This window comes from Luteolibacter sp. Y139 (assembly GCF_038066715.1).
Classification (GTDB): Bacteria; Verrucomicrobiota; Verrucomicrobiia; order Verrucomicrobiales; family Akkermansiaceae; genus Haloferula; species Haloferula soli.
Window position 1 is genome coordinate 412,732 of sequence record NZ_JBBUKT010000001.1, and the last position, 14,588, is coordinate 427,319.

Sequence of the window (14,588 nt, forward strand, 5' to 3'; positions counted from 1 at the left end):
TTTTAGGGTTTCTGGATTCATCCCTTCGGGAACAGGAAGGTGACACCGAAGCGCAGGCCCCACTCGGGACCGCTATTCGGCTTCTCGAAGTAGTAGCGGGCGCCCGCGAACAACTGGATCGGTTGGTCGCCGATCTTCAGGAGCTGGCTGACGACGAAGTTCACCGGCACCGTCCACTGCTCTCGCTGCCAGTCGTAGCTGGTCTCGGAATTGAGCGTGAAGGTGGTCGCCTGCGGCGTGGTGTACGCCACGAAGGGCTGGATGAAGGTGGAGTTCACGCCCGCGCGGTCACTGTCTCCCGCGACGTCCCACAGGTGATTGGCGAGTGCGCCGAAGGTCCAGTGACCTTGTTGCTTGAGAACCACCGCGGTCGGTCCGAGGCACCACTTGTCCGTGCCAAGCGAGTCATCGGTGGCGGTCGGGAAGAGAAAGGCAGGGCCGATGCCCCAGATCGGATCGGACTCCTTCGGTGAGAAGAAGAAGCTCTGGGTGATATCGCCGAGGCCGAACTCATTGGTCGCCCCGCCGAGGGCGATTCCCTGCTGGTCGATCACCGGCAGGATGGTGCGCGAGATCACATTCCAATCGGCATTCAGCTCGAAAGGAATCACCGGTTGGATATTGGTGGTCCACTTGGTGCCATCACCGGGACCGACGCCGAAGTCGAGGTTGCCCTGGATCGGAACGGAGATGAGATCGGAAACGGGATTGGACAGCTTCTTCGCGAGATCCGCATCATTCGCGGATGCCAAGCCGGAGAGGACGAACAGAAAGAAAGCGGATGAAATTTTCATGATGAGGCAGGGTCAGAACTTGTAGCCGGCGGAGAGCGAGAAGACGTCGCCGTCGAACCGCTTCTCGACCTCGAACTCGTGGATCCAGCGGGCACTCAGATCGAGCTGGCTATCGCCGAATTTCTTCGTGTAGGTGAGGATCGGGCCGATGCCGAAAGCCCGGCCGCTGAAACCATTGAGCGTGTCCGCGGTCTTGCCGTCGTCATCGGTGAACTGGTCAATCCAACTACCGACAAGACCGATCCCCATGCCATTCGGGAAGCGCTGGATCACCGTGGCTTCCAGATCGGAAACGATTCCATTCTGGTAGTCGGTGTCGTGGTTCTCGGTGTAGAACTGAACACCCCACACAGCGCTGAATTCCAGCCCGCGCTCCATCCACAACTTCGTGTAGGAGATGCTCGGGATAAAGGTCCAGTTGTTCAGGCTGAGGTTCGCGAGATCCGAGGAATCGTAGTCACCGGTCGGCGCCCAGATGGTAAGCCCGAAGCCAAGATGCGAGGTCTTGCTGATGTGGTAGCTCGCCTGGATCGGAACAAAGGCGATATCAAACAAACCAAACTCGTCCTCACTGCGCGTGCCCACCCTTGGCCCGACGCTGACATTCGCCTCGATGTCCACGTAGGCCAGCGGCAGGGCCAAGGCCGAGGCAAAGTTCCAGCAATCGCTGTGCGTGTCCCAGATGTAGGTCAGCGTGAGATTGGTGAAGGAAATGTCCGTATCCAGATTCAGCGCGAGGTTCGCGCCGATGGGCGTGGGGCGATTTCCGCCGATGTCCGCAGTATAGTAGATCTCCCCGACGGAAAAGATGAAACCGGGCGCCGGCGGCACCACCCCGGCGAAGGGATTGATGGCCGTTCCGGACACGGGGCGGCCAATCCCACCTTCCACGGCATGGGCTTGGGAAGCGCAAGCGACCGTGAGCGCCAGCGCGGATAACAAGTGTTTCCTTTTCATAATACGTCTTGGAATTGAGTTCATCGGCGGTGCACCACCACCGGCCGGTAGCCGATGTAGGGCCCATAGGCGCCGTACCAGCCATAGGCCGCCTCCTGGTTCATCTCGGCCGCCATCCGGTAGTCATTCGCGATCCGCTGCTGCGTCGCGAGCTGTTGGTAATGCTGGTAGGCCGCCTCATTGCCCACATAGGCGAGCCCCTTCTTCTCGTCCTTGTAGGCGTAAATGACTTGCCCCTTGTAGCTCGCCCGATGGAGCTGGTACGCGGGCAGTTGATTGTAGAGTTCCTGCTGCTTCGCATTCTCCGGCGTGCGGCTCACGAACCCCGCAGCCGAAAGCAACGGCTCCGCGCTGGAGGAGCCCATGCTCGCGCATGAGGCGATCGCAAAGACGCCCACCATCAGAGCAAGCGAACCAAGGATACGATGGACTAGCTGTTTCATGAGATGAATGGATCGGGATTTTTCACGGAACGACTCAGCGCCGGTGGAACCCGCCACCGCCACGGGAGAAGCCACCACCACCGCCGCCACGGGAGAACCCGCCGCCGCCCCCACCTTGGAAGCCTCCGCCTCCTCCACGCTGGAACAACCCACCGCCACCGCTTGAGCGCTGGAACTGCTGCTGGCGCTCCCGCTGATCACCGAGATCACGCGTGTTAGCCTCACGATTCAGCCGCTGCTGCACCTCGCCCGGATCCGTCACATGGCGCTGCGGCAAGTCCTGCCGTTGGATGCCACCACCATCAGCACCAGGACGTGGTTGCGGGTGGAATTGCTCGCCACCGCCACCTTCACCCGGACGGGTCGGCGGTTGGAATTGCTGACCACCACCACCTGCACCCGGACGCGTCCCCGGCTGGAACTGTTGCCCGCCACCATCCGCTCCCGGCCGATTTCCTCCCGGCGGATAGCCGGGGAAATTGTGCTTGGTCTGCCCCGTGATGAAGCCATTGCGACCGCTATCCGGAACGTGCCGCGTTTCACCGGGAATGAACCCATCGGGATGCGGCTGTGGTCCTGGACCCGGTCCAGGCTTCGGATCAGGTCGTGGCCCGGGGCCTGGTCCCGGGCCGGGAGTAGGATCCGGCCTCGGACCAGGCTTCGGCCCCGGATTGAAGCCATCCGCCTTGTGCCCCACTGGCTCCCACCCGCCATTGCTCCACTTGCTCCAGTCCCCTCCGTCCTTGCGATACACGTTGCCATCGTGACCCGCATAGAAGTCACCGTTGTGAACAGCCATGCCGCCATGCCCTTCATCGCTCCAGTGAAAGGTGCCCGCACCATTTGATCCACGCCACGCCGCGGCGCCACCATCTGGCCCGGCGATATGCGCGCTCTGCACCCAATGATCCCCACGACGCGCCACCGAAGTCCCCCACTGCGCATAGCCATTGTTCCCCTGCCGCGTCGCCCAGCCCGTTCCCGTGCGAGGATTGTAGGCACCTGCAACCGTCCGCCCACCATAAGGCCCTTCCACATGAGCGGCGCGACCATAGCGCCCCGTCGCCGGATTGTACCAAGCCGCACGCCCCGCCGAAGCATACGGCCCATAAACCCTCTCGCCCACCGCATAACCACCCGTCCAGCGATTGTAAGCCGCCGCACACCCATAGCTGTAGTGATACGGATAGTAGGCCGGGTAGTGCCCCCACCATCCCACATACGGCGGATAATAATAGCCCGTCCCCCACACCAGACAGTCCCCCAGCGCCAGACCCGCCACAAACGCTCCGAAGTAACCCGCCGTGTAGCTGCACGTCACCTCGCCGTCATCGCCATCCTCGTCTTCGACATTCACATACGTCACCCGGTAGACCGGCGACGAAGGCGGAATCGAATAGATCGCTTCCGGCACATCCTTGCAGACCTTCCACGGCCCGTTCGGCGCGGTGGAAACAAACCACACCGCATCCTGGCAGAGGTAATACTTGCCCTCACACTGGACCACGTCCGCCGGCGTATTGGTCGCATACGTCATCTGTGTGTTCTCGATCGGCTTGAATGTCGGCTCCCCATTGTAGCTCACCGCCGCCTTCGCCTCCGCCTGCTTGATATTGACCACCGCCTCCGTCGGCACGCTGGCAAGCAACACCGCATCCTCCGCCTCGTCCGTCCCGGGCACCGATGCCAATACATCCCCTTCCGGACCATCCTCGGGGATCTGCTTGAAGTCCTCCGGCAAATCATTGCCAGCATAGGCCCACTCGCCTCCCAGCTTCGCCGTCTTGAACCACCGGCCGCTGACCAGGAAATAGATCGTTCCATCTGCGGCTTGGAAAACGTCGCTCTCCGTATTGTTCGCGAAGGACAGCGTCGTTCCCTCGACCTTCTCCCACACCGGATCCCCGCTGAAGGTGATCAGCTCCGCAGGCTTGTCGGAATACTTCACCTTCGGGATCACCATCCCCTTCCGTGGAGTCCACGGCAGCGCCTGCTTCACGTGCTGCCACGTCTCGTCATCCGGCAGTTGCTCAATCGACAATGGCAGCGACGTCGCCATCTCCCATGGCCCCGCAATGTCCTTCGCCGTCATCCAGACGTCTCCACTAAGGAGATAGTAGTTCCCGACCGGTTCATCGAAGAGGATATCCCAGTTCGTATTGACCACGAACTTCAGCTCCGACTTGTCAATCGGCGCCAGCACGGGCTTGCCCTCCACCATCAGCAGCATCGCCGGCTCCGTGGAAATGAAGATTGGCGGCGGCTCCATCTTCACGTCGGCGGTATGGGCCGCACCCTTGGCCAGCTTCACCCCCGCCAGCATGTGATCCAGCGATGCCGTCACCGGTGTGGACGGAAAGCTCTGCTTCAGCAGCGCCTCCAGCCGTGTCGCATCCTCCGGCTTCTCGGTCTGGAAGCGCGCATCTTCGATCTTGATGTTACGGATGACCACCGTGCGGGTCTCCGGATCGGATGTGGTTTCACCGGTGACTTCGGCAACCCCGAGCTGCGGAGCTTCACCGGGTGGAGTCAGAGCCACCGCGAAGCGGGCGTGCAGCACGCGGTAGCCCGTCCATTCATCGATCTGCGGCTGGTAGCAGGTGATCTTGACCTTGCCGGAAACAATGTCGCGCGGCCAACTCTGATCCGCTGGCGGAATGGGCGGGGCCGAGGTGGTCGGTTCAATGCCTCGGACCAGACCGGGCAAAGCCATCGCCAGCACTCCCAGACAAGGAAGCAAGCGACTCTTGCAGGAGAAGGAGTTAATTTTCATCGGTTCGGAACAAATTGTTAGAGTGGGTTCTTCGTTTGAAATCAGGGGCGGAACCAGGCGCTGCCAAACTGCACGTAACAGGCGGGCCCCTCCTCGCCGTAGGCAACATCCAGCCCCATGTGCAGGCCATACTTCCGGGCCAGCAGGTAGCGGATCCCGAGTCCGCCGGTCCACGTGACGTCATTGCGGGATAGCAAGGGACCGTCCGACCAAGTCGACCCGATGCCCCCGAAGCCGAGCACGCTCCAGCGCGGGCTAAACTGCCACCGCAACTCGGCCTCGCCATAAGCGACGTGCGCACCTTGGTAACGCATCATCGGCGCCCCGCGGAGCTGCACCGACGGCCGCATGTAGAAAGGGATGTCCCCGGAACTCGACTGAAGATCCGCCTTCAATCCGAAGACCAGGTCCTCCGTGAATACCGGCGTGAACCACAGCGTCGCCCATTCGTACCTCTCGTATTCTGATGACCCGCCAAATGCCGAGGAATTGAACGTCGCCGTCAGCCCTGAATAGAGCCCCTTGGTCGGCGTGAAGATGTTGTTTCGGCTATCATAGCTCACGCTCAGCGCCACGCTCCCAATCTCCGATTGAAAACCATCCGGCCTCTGCCGCTGCCCGCGATTCAGCCCATATTTCCCGCCGGTGGGATCCCCCTGCACGCGGATGTTGCTCGCCAGATCCGGAAACGAGACGTTCACCTCCGCATACGCATATTGCAGCCCCACGTCCCAGCGCTTCTTCCGATCGAGTGCCCAGCGCGCCTCGATCATGCCGCCGGTCATGTCGATATTGTAGGTCAGCGGTTGCCCGCTCAGCTCGGCATCCTGACCGAGCCCGTGGAAATCCAAATTGATCGATGCATCCGCCGCACCGATCAGCGTGTGCAATCGGCCGTCCAACCAATAAGCGGATTGCCCGGCCAGCAGTCCCTCCGACCCATTGGACGTCCGCATCGCCCCCACACCCCAGATATCCGGCCGACCCTCGTCATCCTCCGGCAAGTTGATGAAGACCGGCATCAACGCGGCACCGCCACCAACCGCCGGCTCGGTGATCGGCACCACCAGCGGGATGAAACCCAGCGGCCGGTCCAGGAAAGCACTCAGATCAAAGGCACCATCCTCCGGATCGCAAAAGGACCTCTTCTCCTCCCCGCTCGACACCCATGCCAACGCCGCAACGACGAGCACCAGGGCCCGCAGCAAGCTTCGTGATTGTTTCAGGCGATTCATGGACTGTCGGCGACGAACACTCCAGGTCACGCGGCACTCAGGTGGCGGCGGATGGCATCAGTCAGAAGCTGGCCGGAAAACGGCTTGGTCAGATAGGCCACGGCACCCGCCTCCTCCGCCCGTTGGCGGAAATACGGCTGGTCATAGCCGGTGATGAACACCACCGGCGGACGGATCCCGCACGAGGCGAGATGCTGATGAAGATCCAGCCCCGACATTCCGGGAAGTTGAATGTCGAGAACGAGAAAGATGATGCCGGCATGCTGGTCCCAGACCAGCAGGTCTTCGGCGGATGCGAAGGACCGCGCCCTCCAGCCGGAGGTTACGATCAGGCGCTCGATCGCCTGGCTCATGCTGCTGTCATCGTCGACGACGACGATCTCGCGTTTTTCCTCCACCATGGCGCCACCTTGGCGTCACCCCGGAAGATGAAACATTGGCACTTGGGGCAGATATCTCGCCCTTAGGTTCCATGTTCCGCCGAACATGAATAAAAATCTGACCTACCTTAATGAGAGCCCGCCGCAGCTCCGGCCATCACGTCATCTGCCATGTGCACCAGCTCGGCCAGTGAAGTCGCTCCCATCTTCTGCATCACCTTGGAACGATGCGCTTTCACCGTTCGCTCCGAGCAGCCCACCTCCGCACCGATCTGCTTGTTCGGCTGTCCGGCCACCACCCGCAGCAAGACCTCGTGCTCGCATGGCGAGAGGCTGGCCAGCCGGCGGCCCAGTTCGGTCCGGCGCTCGGCGGCTTCCCAGCGCGCCGCGTCATGTTCCAAGGCTGCTGCCACCGTCGCGAGCAAGGTTTCCCGCTGCACCGGCTTCGGCAGGAAATCGAATGCCCCCGCCTTGATCGCCTGCACGCTCATCGGGATGTCGCCGTGACCGGTGATGAAAATCACCGGCAGCATCTCCTCTTGGTCACGCAGCCCGCGATGAAGTTCCAGCCCGCTAGGGCCTCCTGGAATCCGCACATCCAGCAACAGGCAGCCGCGTAGGGGCAGCTTCCGCGCCAGCAGGAACTCCGCCGCCGAGCCATACGAACGCGTCTCGTGACCCGCGGCGCGGAGCAAGCGCGACAGCGCCGTGCGCAGCGACTCATCATCGTCCACCAGATAAACGACCGGCCCGGCTTCCTGGTTCGCATTCATGGCAATTCAGGGATCGGCGAGTGTGGGAAGGACCAGTCGGAAGGTGGCCCCTCCACTGGCATTGTTCTCCGCTGTCACACGTCCGGCATGAGCCTCGGCGATCGACCTTACGAGCGACAGACCGAGCCCCATACCACTTTCCTTGGTGGTATAGAAAGAATCGAATAAGCGGTCGATTTTTTCCGGGGCGATCCCGTGACCATTGTCCGTCACGCTGATTTCCACCGTGCCGGGGCCGTGCCGGGCCGAGCGCAGCATCACCCGGCGATGGGCCAGCGAGACTCCCTTGATCGCATCCATCGCATTGAGCAGCAAGTTCAGCAGCACCTGCTCCAGCTGTACCCGGTCACCGGAAATCACCGGCAGATTCAGGGTGTAATCCCGGCCAATCACCACTCCCCGGCGCTGCACGTCATGCGCGACCAGCCGCATCGACGACTCCAGCAAATCATTGACGTCCAGCGGCTCCATCCGCGTCTCGCGCTTCCCGACCAGAGCCCGGACCCGCGTGATCACCTCGCTCGCGCGCAAGTCATCCCGGCGGATGTCAGCGAGGATCTGGCGCACCTCGGGAAGGGACGCCTCTCCTCTGGACAGGAGCATTTCTGCAGCCTCCGCATTGCTCAGGATCGCTCCCAGCGGCTGGTTCACCTCGTGGGCGATCGACGCCGTGAGTTCCCCCAGCAGGGCCAGCCGGGACGAGCGCGCGATGCCACGGCGGGCCTCATCGGCCGCCCGCTGCTCGGTGATATTCCGGCTCATCACCACAAAGCAGGCCTCTCCATCGAGTTGAATCAGCTCGGTCGAAAGCCCCATCCACCGGGTCGTCCCGTCGCGAAGCGTCACCTGCTGCTCTAGGCTTCGCAGCGGCTCACCCGCATCAAGCATCTCCCGGAATTTCCGGTCGGAATCTCGGCTGCCCACCAGCCCGAGCTCGACCGGGGTCTTTCCCACCGCTTCCTCGCGGCCGATCTCAAAGAATTTCTCCCACTCCGGGTTCACCTCTACCAGCCTTCCATCCGACTGCCGGACAATCGCAATCGCGACCGGACTGCCGCGAAAGACACCTGCAAACCGCTTCTCCGACTGTCGCAATTCCTCCATCGCGCGGTGACGCTCAGTGACATCTTTTCCGATTCCTTGCAGTTCGAGCAGTTCCCCGTGCTGCCCGTAGATCGGATAGTCGTCCCACTGCATCCAGCCGACGCTTCCATCCGGACGAAGCACCTCGTGTTCGAGGGAAACCGACCGCTTGCCTGCAATCATCCGGTCAATCGTCGCCATCACGTCGGCATGACCTTCAGTTGGAATCAGGCTGAGAAACCGGGTTCCAAGCAGTTCGCTGCGATCCTTCCCGAAGAAGCGGCAGTAAGCCTCATTCACAAAGGTAAGGGTGGTGTCTTCTCGATAACGGCAGACCATCTCCGTCTGGCTCTCCACCACCTCGCGGTAGCGTTCCTCGCTGACGCGCAGCTGCTGCTCCGCGCGCATCCCGCGTTGGCGATGAATCAGCAGGCCGGCGATCAGAATGGATTGAACGGCAACTGCGAGCACGCCCGCAGTCACGGTCGCAGGATGCTGCTGCCACACCAGACGGAGCGGCGCGAGGAATCCGTCGCCATTCTCGCCGCCACCAAGACCATCAGCCCCCGTCGGATGGGCACTCGCCTCGGACAAAAGGACAGCGAAACTGAGGAGCGCTCCCACAATCACGCGACGACCGCGCCCCGCCGCACGAAGGCGTGCCAGCCGTTCAGGGGGGACTTTCGATTGCGCGGCGATCCCTGCCATCCCCTCCATCGTGAAATTTTCTTACCCGCAGGCACAAGGACCAAATCCCCCCATTGCCATGACATACCCAAAACAATACATTATCTCACAAATTCTAACATTGACTCCATTGCCAGGGAAACGGAGCGGAGCCAGTGACGTTTACTTTCAACCTTCCCCAACCATCTGAGTGGGAACCACTACCACCGCGCCTACGGGAAATTCGTAGCCTCCAACGCGCCACCGCACCTATGGCGAAAACTTTCAAACCCTGACGGGATGGCAGCATATGAAGAGCAGGCTTTGCTACGCGTGGTTCGGAGATGAAGACGTGAAATCGGTTTTCTTCCCCCTCGATAAAAAGACTCAGGGCGACGGACAGGGCGAGACCGCTCCCAAGACAGCCCCGGGCCACGATGCCCGCCGCTGGGACACACGGCGCGAGCCGCCCCACACCCAGCCGATCTTCAAGACTCCTTGAGCCCCGGCTTGGCAGGAGCACACCGGCTCGCTCAGATCGCGGAGTGAACCTGCTCGCCCTCGCCGTCACCCTGTTTCTGGTGCTCGACCCCTTCGGGAACGCGGCGATCTTCCACGCCGTCCTTTCCAAGATCCCCGAGGAACGCCGGCGCAGGGTCCTGCTGCGCGAGTTGCTGTTCGCGCTTTGCATCCTGTTAGGCTTCCTGTTTGCAGGCAAACACCTGCTCGGCTTCCTCGGTGTCAGGCCGGCCACCCTGAGCATCTCCGGCGGCATCCTGCTCTTCCTCATCGCGCTCGGCATGGTCTTCCCCACCCGCTCGGTGCTCGGGGAAACGGACGAGGAAGAGCCTTTCATCGTCCCGCTCGCCGTGCCGCTGATGGCCGGGCCATCCAGCATCGCCCTCATTTTGCTGACCGCGACGAAATACCCGGCAGCCATCGGCTCGATCGCGCTGGCGGTCGGCGGCGCCTGGCTGGTATCCGCAGCGATCCTCCTGCTTTCACCCACGGTGCTGAAGCTGTTGGGCACCAAGGGCACACGTGCCTTGGAACGGCTGATGGGCCTGCTCCTCATTCTGGTGGCAGTCCAAATGTTCCTCGACGGCGTCTCCACCTACAGCGCATCTTCCGCGCCGTGATTGCACGCCGTGTGATTTTCGAGGGGCGCGTCCAGGGCGTCGGCTTCCGCTACACTACCAAGGACCTTGCCAAGGGCTTCGAAGTCTGTGGCGGCGTGAAGAATTTGCCGGATGGCACCGTGGAGCTGGAAGTCATGGGCGAGCGCGAGGAGGTGGAGGCCTTCATCAAGGAGATCGCCGAGGAAAGCCCGCTCGCCCACCACATCAAGGGCATGCACGTGAAGAACATCCCGCCGCTGGAAGGCGTGAAGGGCTTCACCATCGAGCGCTGATTCCGCCCGATCCGGCATTACAAACGTCCCCGCATTCGGGGACAGCGGAAATCGATTTCCCGGTTTCCATCCGCCAAACGGATGCCTAGCGTCGGGTTAAATCCATGGCCATCCTTACCGACCGGAAATCGACGCGCGAATATGATGTCATCATCGTTGGCTCCGGTGCGGGGGGCGGGATGATGGGCATGCAGCTCAGCCTCAATGGCGTGAAGGTGCTGATGCTGGAAGCCGGGCGGAACTACGACCCGATCAAGGAAACGCCGATGTTCCACACGCCGGACCAAGCGCCACTGCGCGGGAAGGGCACCCAGGACCGCTTCTTCGGCCACTACGACGCCACCGTCGGCGGCGGCTGGCAGGTGCCGGGCGAGCCCTACGGCGACAAGGAAGGTACCCAAGAGGAATTCTGGTGGTGGCGGCCCCGGATGTTAGGCGGCCGCACCAACCACTGGGGCCGCATTTCCCTGCGCTTCGGCCAGTATGACTTCAAGCCGAAGTCGCGCGATGGCCTCGGCTATGACTGGCCGATCTCCTACGAAGACCTCGCGCCCTACTACGACAAGACCGAGATGATGATCGGTGTGTATGGCTCCAACGAGGGCATGGAAAACACGCCCGACTCTTCGCCCGGTGTGCTCCTGCCAGCTCCCAAGCCAAGGGTCGGCGAGCTGCTCACGAAGAAGCATTGCAAGAGCCTGAACATCCCCGTCATCCCGATCCACCGCGCGGTCCTCACCCAGGCATTGGACGGCCCCAAGCTCGCCGCGAAGCTCTTCCCTAACAATCCGAAGGCACAGAAGCTCGTCGGCGACGACATGTCCGCGCGGATGGCCTGCTTCTGGGCCACCGAATGCGGCCGCGGCTGCTCGATTCGCGCGAATTTCCAAAGCACCACCGTCCTGCTCCCGGCCGCGCTCGCCAGCGGAAATCTCGATATCATCACCGATGCGATGGTGCGCGAGGTCCTCACCGATGACTCCGGCAAGGTGACCGGCGTGCACTACATGGACAAAGTCACCCGCGTCGATTCCATCGCCAGGGCCCGCGTCGTGATCCTCAGCGCAAGCACCTGCGAGACCGCCCGCATCCTTCTCAATTCGAAGAGCGCGCTCTTCCCGAACGGTCTTGCAAACAGCAGCGGCCAAGTCGGCCGGAACCTGACGGACAGCGTCGGCTCCTCGCTCGCCGGCCACATTCCCGCGATGGAAAGCTTGCCGCCCTACAATGAAGACGGTGCCGGCGGCGAACACGTCTACACGCCGTGGTGGAACTACAAGAAGCAGGAGACCCTCGGCTTCGCCCGCGGCTACCACATCGAGATCGGAGGCGGCCGCTACATGCCGTCCATGGGTGCGCTCGGCTTGCTCGATACCACCTCGCCCGGCATCTACGGCAAGAAGCTCAAGGACGAAGCGCGCCGCTACTATGGCGCGGTGATGGGCTTCGCCGGCCGCGGCGAAATGATCCCGAACGAAAACTGCTACTGCGAGATCGACCCGAACCGCGTCGACCAATGGGGCATCCCCATCCTGCGCTTCCACTGGAAGTGGTCCGACCACGAGATCAATCAGGCGACGCACATGCAGAATACCTTCGCCGACATCATTGGCGCGATGGGCGGCAAGGCCACGCCGCGACCCGGCCGCGAAGCGCTCAACAAGCCCGGCGAAATCATCCACGAAGCCGGCACCGCCATCATGGGCACCGATCCGAAAGCCTCGGTGGTCAATTCGTTCGGCCAGACCTGGGACGTGAAGAACCTGTTCCTCATGGACGCCTCCATCCTCCCGTCGAACCCCGACAAGAACCTCACCCTCACCGTGCTCGCCCTCGCCTGGCGCTCCGCCGAGTATCTGCTCGATGAAATGAAGAAGGGCACCGTCTAACAAGCACCCGCACCGCCATGAACCCGTCTCCACTTTCCCGCCGCGACATCTTCAAGCTCGTCGCCGCCGCCAGCGCTGCAGGTGCCCTCGCCCCCGTCGGCGCCGAGCCGCCGAAGCCGCTGACCCGGCACTTCAAGAACACCCTCAGCGACCCGGACTACGCGCATCCCTCGATCCCTTGGGACAAGCCGCTCGACGCCACCGAACTCGCGACCCTCGCCGTTCTCGTCGATCTCATCCTGCCCGCCGACGAAACCTCACCCGCTGCCTCCGCCATCGGCGTGCACGAATTCCTCAACGAATGGGTCGGCGCCCCCTATCCCGAAAACCGCGCCGACTACGAAACCATCCGCGGCGGCGTCGCATGGATTAATACCCACGCCTGGAAACACCACGGCAAAGCCTTCAAGGAAATCGCCCCCGAGGAACAAACGGCCATCCTCGACAGCATCTGCGATCCCGCCAAAGCCCTCCCGGAACTCTCCCACGGCGCCCGCTTCTTCCAGAAACTCCGCATGCTCACCCTCGGCGGCTACTACACCCACCCTGCCACCTGGAAGAGCCTCGGCTACATCGGCAACACCCCCATCAATGGCCCCTACCCCGGCGTGCCCGATGAGATCATCAAGCTGCTGGGGCTGGAGGGGCTGGAGGGGCTGTGATCGACGAGGTTGGATTATTTTCTCTCCAGCCGTTCTTTGGCGATCTTCGCATGTTCCTCCGCTACCACGACCTTTTCGGGATAGACCCACAGGTTCAAGTCGCCTTCATCGGACTGGAGGTAGATGATCCAGTCATTCTTGCTGTGGGAAAGCACTCTCTGGATATCCTCTACCACGTGTGACAGGGCACCCAGCGAAGCCTCACTCATCAGCTGCAGGTCGCGCCACCGGCATTCCTGCCACTGGTAGGGGAAATAGTAGTCGTCGTCTTCCTCCAACCACTTTTCGAGCTCCGCCTTGATCTTCCGATCGAGCCAATCGAGTTCGGAGCCTAACAGGCCGGAATTGCCTTCGGGATTCCACGTCCCGTAAGGAGCTTCCCGATCCAGCGCGGCAAACGCCTTCTCATCCAGGATCTCCAACTTCTGCGACGGAGTGTAGCGTGGGGTTGCCGAGAGAAAGTCCTCGTCCCACGATATGAGCTTCTTACGCAGGGCCTCCAGCGCGGCGGGTTCCTTTCCTGCACATCTCACCGAGACGTCCCGAAGCGAGGGGATTGACTCCAGAGGCGTTAGATCGAGAATCTTGGAACTCGTGTTGATCCAGATCGCCCTCAATCCGGTTACTCGCGACAAAGGCGCGAGGTCCTTCAACTTCGTACCGGGAAAATTGAAATGCGTCAATTGAGGCAAAGCAACAAGCGGCTCTAAGGATTCGAAGTCGCCGCCGAAATTGACCAGGTTGCGCAATGAAGGGAATCGCTCCAGACCTGCCAGACTCTGAGTATCGACTCCGCACAACGTTCCCAGCTTCGGCATCGCAGGAAGGTGGTGGAAAGAGTCCAAGGGCTTCGCATCGATAAACGAAACGTCGAGTTCCACGAGTTCGGGAAGCATCGCCACCTTGCCAAGCACCGGCAGTTGGTCCGCCGAAATCGTCAGACGCTTCAATGAAGGCAACGTTGCGAGCACCGACAAATCTTCAACAGGATTCGATTGAATCTCCAGTTGCTCCAGCTTGGAGCAATCCGCCAGGGGCGACAGGTTCCGGATGAGATTCCCCTTGAGATGCAACCGCCGGAGATCTTTGAAACCGGCAATCGCTGAGATCTCCGTGATCTCATTTTCGCTCAATGAGAGGCCATCCAACCCGGGAAAGAATCGAAGGGCGCCGATGTCGCGAATGGGACGCCCGCCATTGGTCTGCTGGAGGCTCAGCCAATCGCGCTTCCCGAGAATCTCCACAGCGGGGGTAACGTGCTCTCGTTTGAACGTCGGCTTGTAGTCTTGTTTCCGCCGCTCGTCGATGAGCTTGCTGGACTCTGCCCAATAGTTGTCGTCGAACTCGAAGCGCACGGAATCGATCAGCTTCTCGATCATGTAGATCTGATCGTCGTTCAAACCCGGCGTGGCGGCATACTCGTCAAAGGATTTGGCAGTCATGGGTCCGAAAAAGGCATATCGCGGCAGTCAGATCAGCTGCCTAACACCCACGCACCAGCCGCGCGATAAGGAAGTCAGTC

The 14,588-nt window shown here is 61.7% G+C and carries 14 protein-coding genes; 5 read left to right on the forward strand and 9 right to left on the reverse strand.

The features are described from left to right. Positions 1-17 precede the first annotated feature (17 nt). The 8 genes from WKV53_RS01840 to WKV53_RS01875 form a co-directional block, all read right to left on the reverse strand. Positions 18-794, reverse strand: a complete 777-nt coding sequence (locus WKV53_RS01840) for a hypothetical protein (RefSeq protein WP_341402637.1) — start codon at positions 792-794, stop codon at positions 18-20. Positions 795-806: 12 nt separating this feature from the next. Continuing rightward, positions 807-1,751, reverse strand: a complete 945-nt coding sequence (locus WKV53_RS01845) for a SphA family protein (RefSeq protein WP_341402638.1) — start codon at positions 1,749-1,751, stop codon at positions 807-809. 20 nt (positions 1,752-1,771) lie between these two features. Continuing rightward, positions 1,772-2,194, reverse strand: coding sequence for a hypothetical protein (locus WKV53_RS01850; RefSeq protein ID WP_341402639.1), 423 nt, complete (start codon positions 2,192-2,194; stop codon positions 1,772-1,774). A 34-nt stretch (positions 2,195-2,228) separates the two neighbouring features. Further along, on the reverse strand, positions 2,229-4,967 hold the full coding sequence (locus WKV53_RS01855; RefSeq protein WP_341402640.1) for a hypothetical protein: 2,739 nt from the start codon (positions 4,965-4,967) through the stop codon (positions 2,229-2,231). Between the two features lie 41 nt (positions 4,968-5,008). Then, positions 5,009-6,202 carry a BamA/TamA family outer membrane protein gene (locus WKV53_RS01860; RefSeq protein ID WP_341402641.1) on the reverse strand — a complete coding sequence of 398 codons (1,194 nt, stop codon included), beginning with the start codon at positions 6,200-6,202 and terminating at the stop codon, positions 5,009-5,011. A 26-nt stretch (positions 6,203-6,228) separates the two neighbouring features. Continuing rightward, on the reverse strand, positions 6,229-6,603 hold the full coding sequence (locus WKV53_RS01865) for a response regulator transcription factor (RefSeq protein ID WP_341402642.1): 375 nt from the start codon (positions 6,601-6,603) through the stop codon (positions 6,229-6,231). A gap of 107 nt (positions 6,604-6,710) precedes the next feature. Then, a complete protein-coding gene (locus WKV53_RS01870) occupies positions 6,711-7,355 on the reverse strand; it encodes a response regulator transcription factor (protein ID WP_341402643.1) in 645 nt (214 codons plus the stop codon). Positions 7,356-7,361: 6 nt separating this feature from the next. Then, a complete protein-coding gene (locus WKV53_RS01875) occupies positions 7,362-9,032 on the reverse strand; it encodes a PAS domain-containing sensor histidine kinase (RefSeq protein ID WP_341402644.1) in 1,671 nt (556 codons plus the stop codon). 382 nt (positions 9,033-9,414) lie between these two features. Between WKV53_RS01875 and WKV53_RS01880 the strand changes: the two genes are divergently transcribed. The 5 genes from WKV53_RS01880 to WKV53_RS01900 all read left to right on the forward strand — a co-directional run bounded on the left by WKV53_RS01880 (position 9,415) and on the right by WKV53_RS01900 (position 13,066). Continuing rightward, positions 9,415-9,606 (forward strand): hypothetical protein, encoded by a 192-nt coding sequence (locus WKV53_RS01880; RefSeq protein WP_341402645.1) that lies wholly within the window; start codon positions 9,415-9,417, stop codon positions 9,604-9,606. 49 nt (positions 9,607-9,655) lie between these two features. Further along, the gene (locus WKV53_RS01885) at positions 9,656-10,243 is read left to right on the forward strand and encodes a MarC family protein (RefSeq protein ID WP_345789634.1); all 588 of its coding nucleotides are present in this window, start codon (positions 9,656-9,658) and stop codon (positions 10,241-10,243) included. Continuing rightward, entirely contained in the window at positions 10,240-10,515 is a 276-nt protein-coding gene (locus WKV53_RS01890) for an acylphosphatase (RefSeq protein ID WP_341402647.1), read from the forward strand. Before WKV53_RS01885 ends, WKV53_RS01890 begins: the two co-directional genes overlap by 4 nt. Positions 10,516-10,619: 104 nt before the next feature. Continuing rightward, positions 10,620-12,404 carry a GMC oxidoreductase gene (locus WKV53_RS01895; RefSeq protein WP_341402648.1) on the forward strand — a complete coding sequence of 595 codons (1,785 nt, stop codon included), beginning with the start codon at positions 10,620-10,622 and terminating at the stop codon, positions 12,402-12,404. A gap of 17 nt (positions 12,405-12,421) precedes the next feature. After that, positions 12,422-13,066: a gluconate 2-dehydrogenase subunit 3 family protein gene (locus WKV53_RS01900; RefSeq protein ID WP_341402649.1), complete on the forward strand. Its 645-nt coding sequence runs from the start codon at positions 12,422-12,424 to the stop codon at positions 13,064-13,066. Positions 13,067-13,080: 14 nt separating this feature from the next. On the opposite strand, the gene WKV53_RS01905 is transcribed toward WKV53_RS01900, so the two are convergent. Continuing rightward, positions 13,081-14,508: a leucine-rich repeat domain-containing protein gene (locus WKV53_RS01905; RefSeq protein ID WP_341402650.1), complete on the reverse strand. Its 1,428-nt coding sequence runs from the start codon at positions 14,506-14,508 to the stop codon at positions 13,081-13,083. Positions 14,509-14,588: the final 80 nt, after the last annotated feature.

Excerpts from the sequence above, each read along its gene's own strand:
- WKV53_RS01840 (WP_341402637.1), bottom strand. The coding sequence starts at position 794 with ATGAAAATTTCATCCGCTTTCTTTCTGTTCGTCCTCTCCGGCTTGGCA.
- WKV53_RS01845 (WP_341402638.1), bottom strand. The coding sequence starts at position 1,751 with ATGAAAAGGAAACACTTGTTATCCGCGCTGGCGCTCACGGTCGCTTGC.
- WKV53_RS01850 (WP_341402639.1), bottom strand. The coding sequence starts at position 2,194 with ATGAAACAGCTAGTCCATCGTATCCTTGGTTCGCTTGCTCTGATGGTG.
- WKV53_RS01855 (WP_341402640.1), bottom strand. The coding sequence starts at position 4,967 with ATGAAAATTAACTCCTTCTCCTGCAAGAGTCGCTTGCTTCCTTGTCTG.
- WKV53_RS01860 (WP_341402641.1), bottom strand. The coding sequence starts at position 6,202 with ATGAATCGCCTGAAACAATCACGAAGCTTGCTGCGGGCCCTGGTGCTC.
- WKV53_RS01865 (WP_341402642.1), bottom strand. The coding sequence starts at position 6,603 with ATGGTGGAGGAAAAACGCGAGATCGTCGTCGTCGACGATGACAGCAGC.
- WKV53_RS01870 (WP_341402643.1), bottom strand. The coding sequence starts at position 7,355 with ATGAATGCGAACCAGGAAGCCGGGCCGGTCGTTTATCTGGTGGACGAT.
- WKV53_RS01880 (WP_341402645.1), top strand. The coding sequence starts at position 9,415 with ATGAAGAGCAGGCTTTGCTACGCGTGGTTCGGAGATGAAGACGTGAAA.
- WKV53_RS01895 (WP_341402648.1), top strand. The coding sequence starts at position 10,620 with ATGGCCATCCTTACCGACCGGAAATCGACGCGCGAATATGATGTCATC.
- WKV53_RS01900 (WP_341402649.1), top strand. The coding sequence starts at position 12,422 with ATGAACCCGTCTCCACTTTCCCGCCGCGACATCTTCAAGCTCGTCGCC.
- WKV53_RS01905 (WP_341402650.1), bottom strand. The coding sequence starts at position 14,508 with ATGACTGCCAAATCCTTTGACGAGTATGCCGCCACGCCGGGTTTGAAC.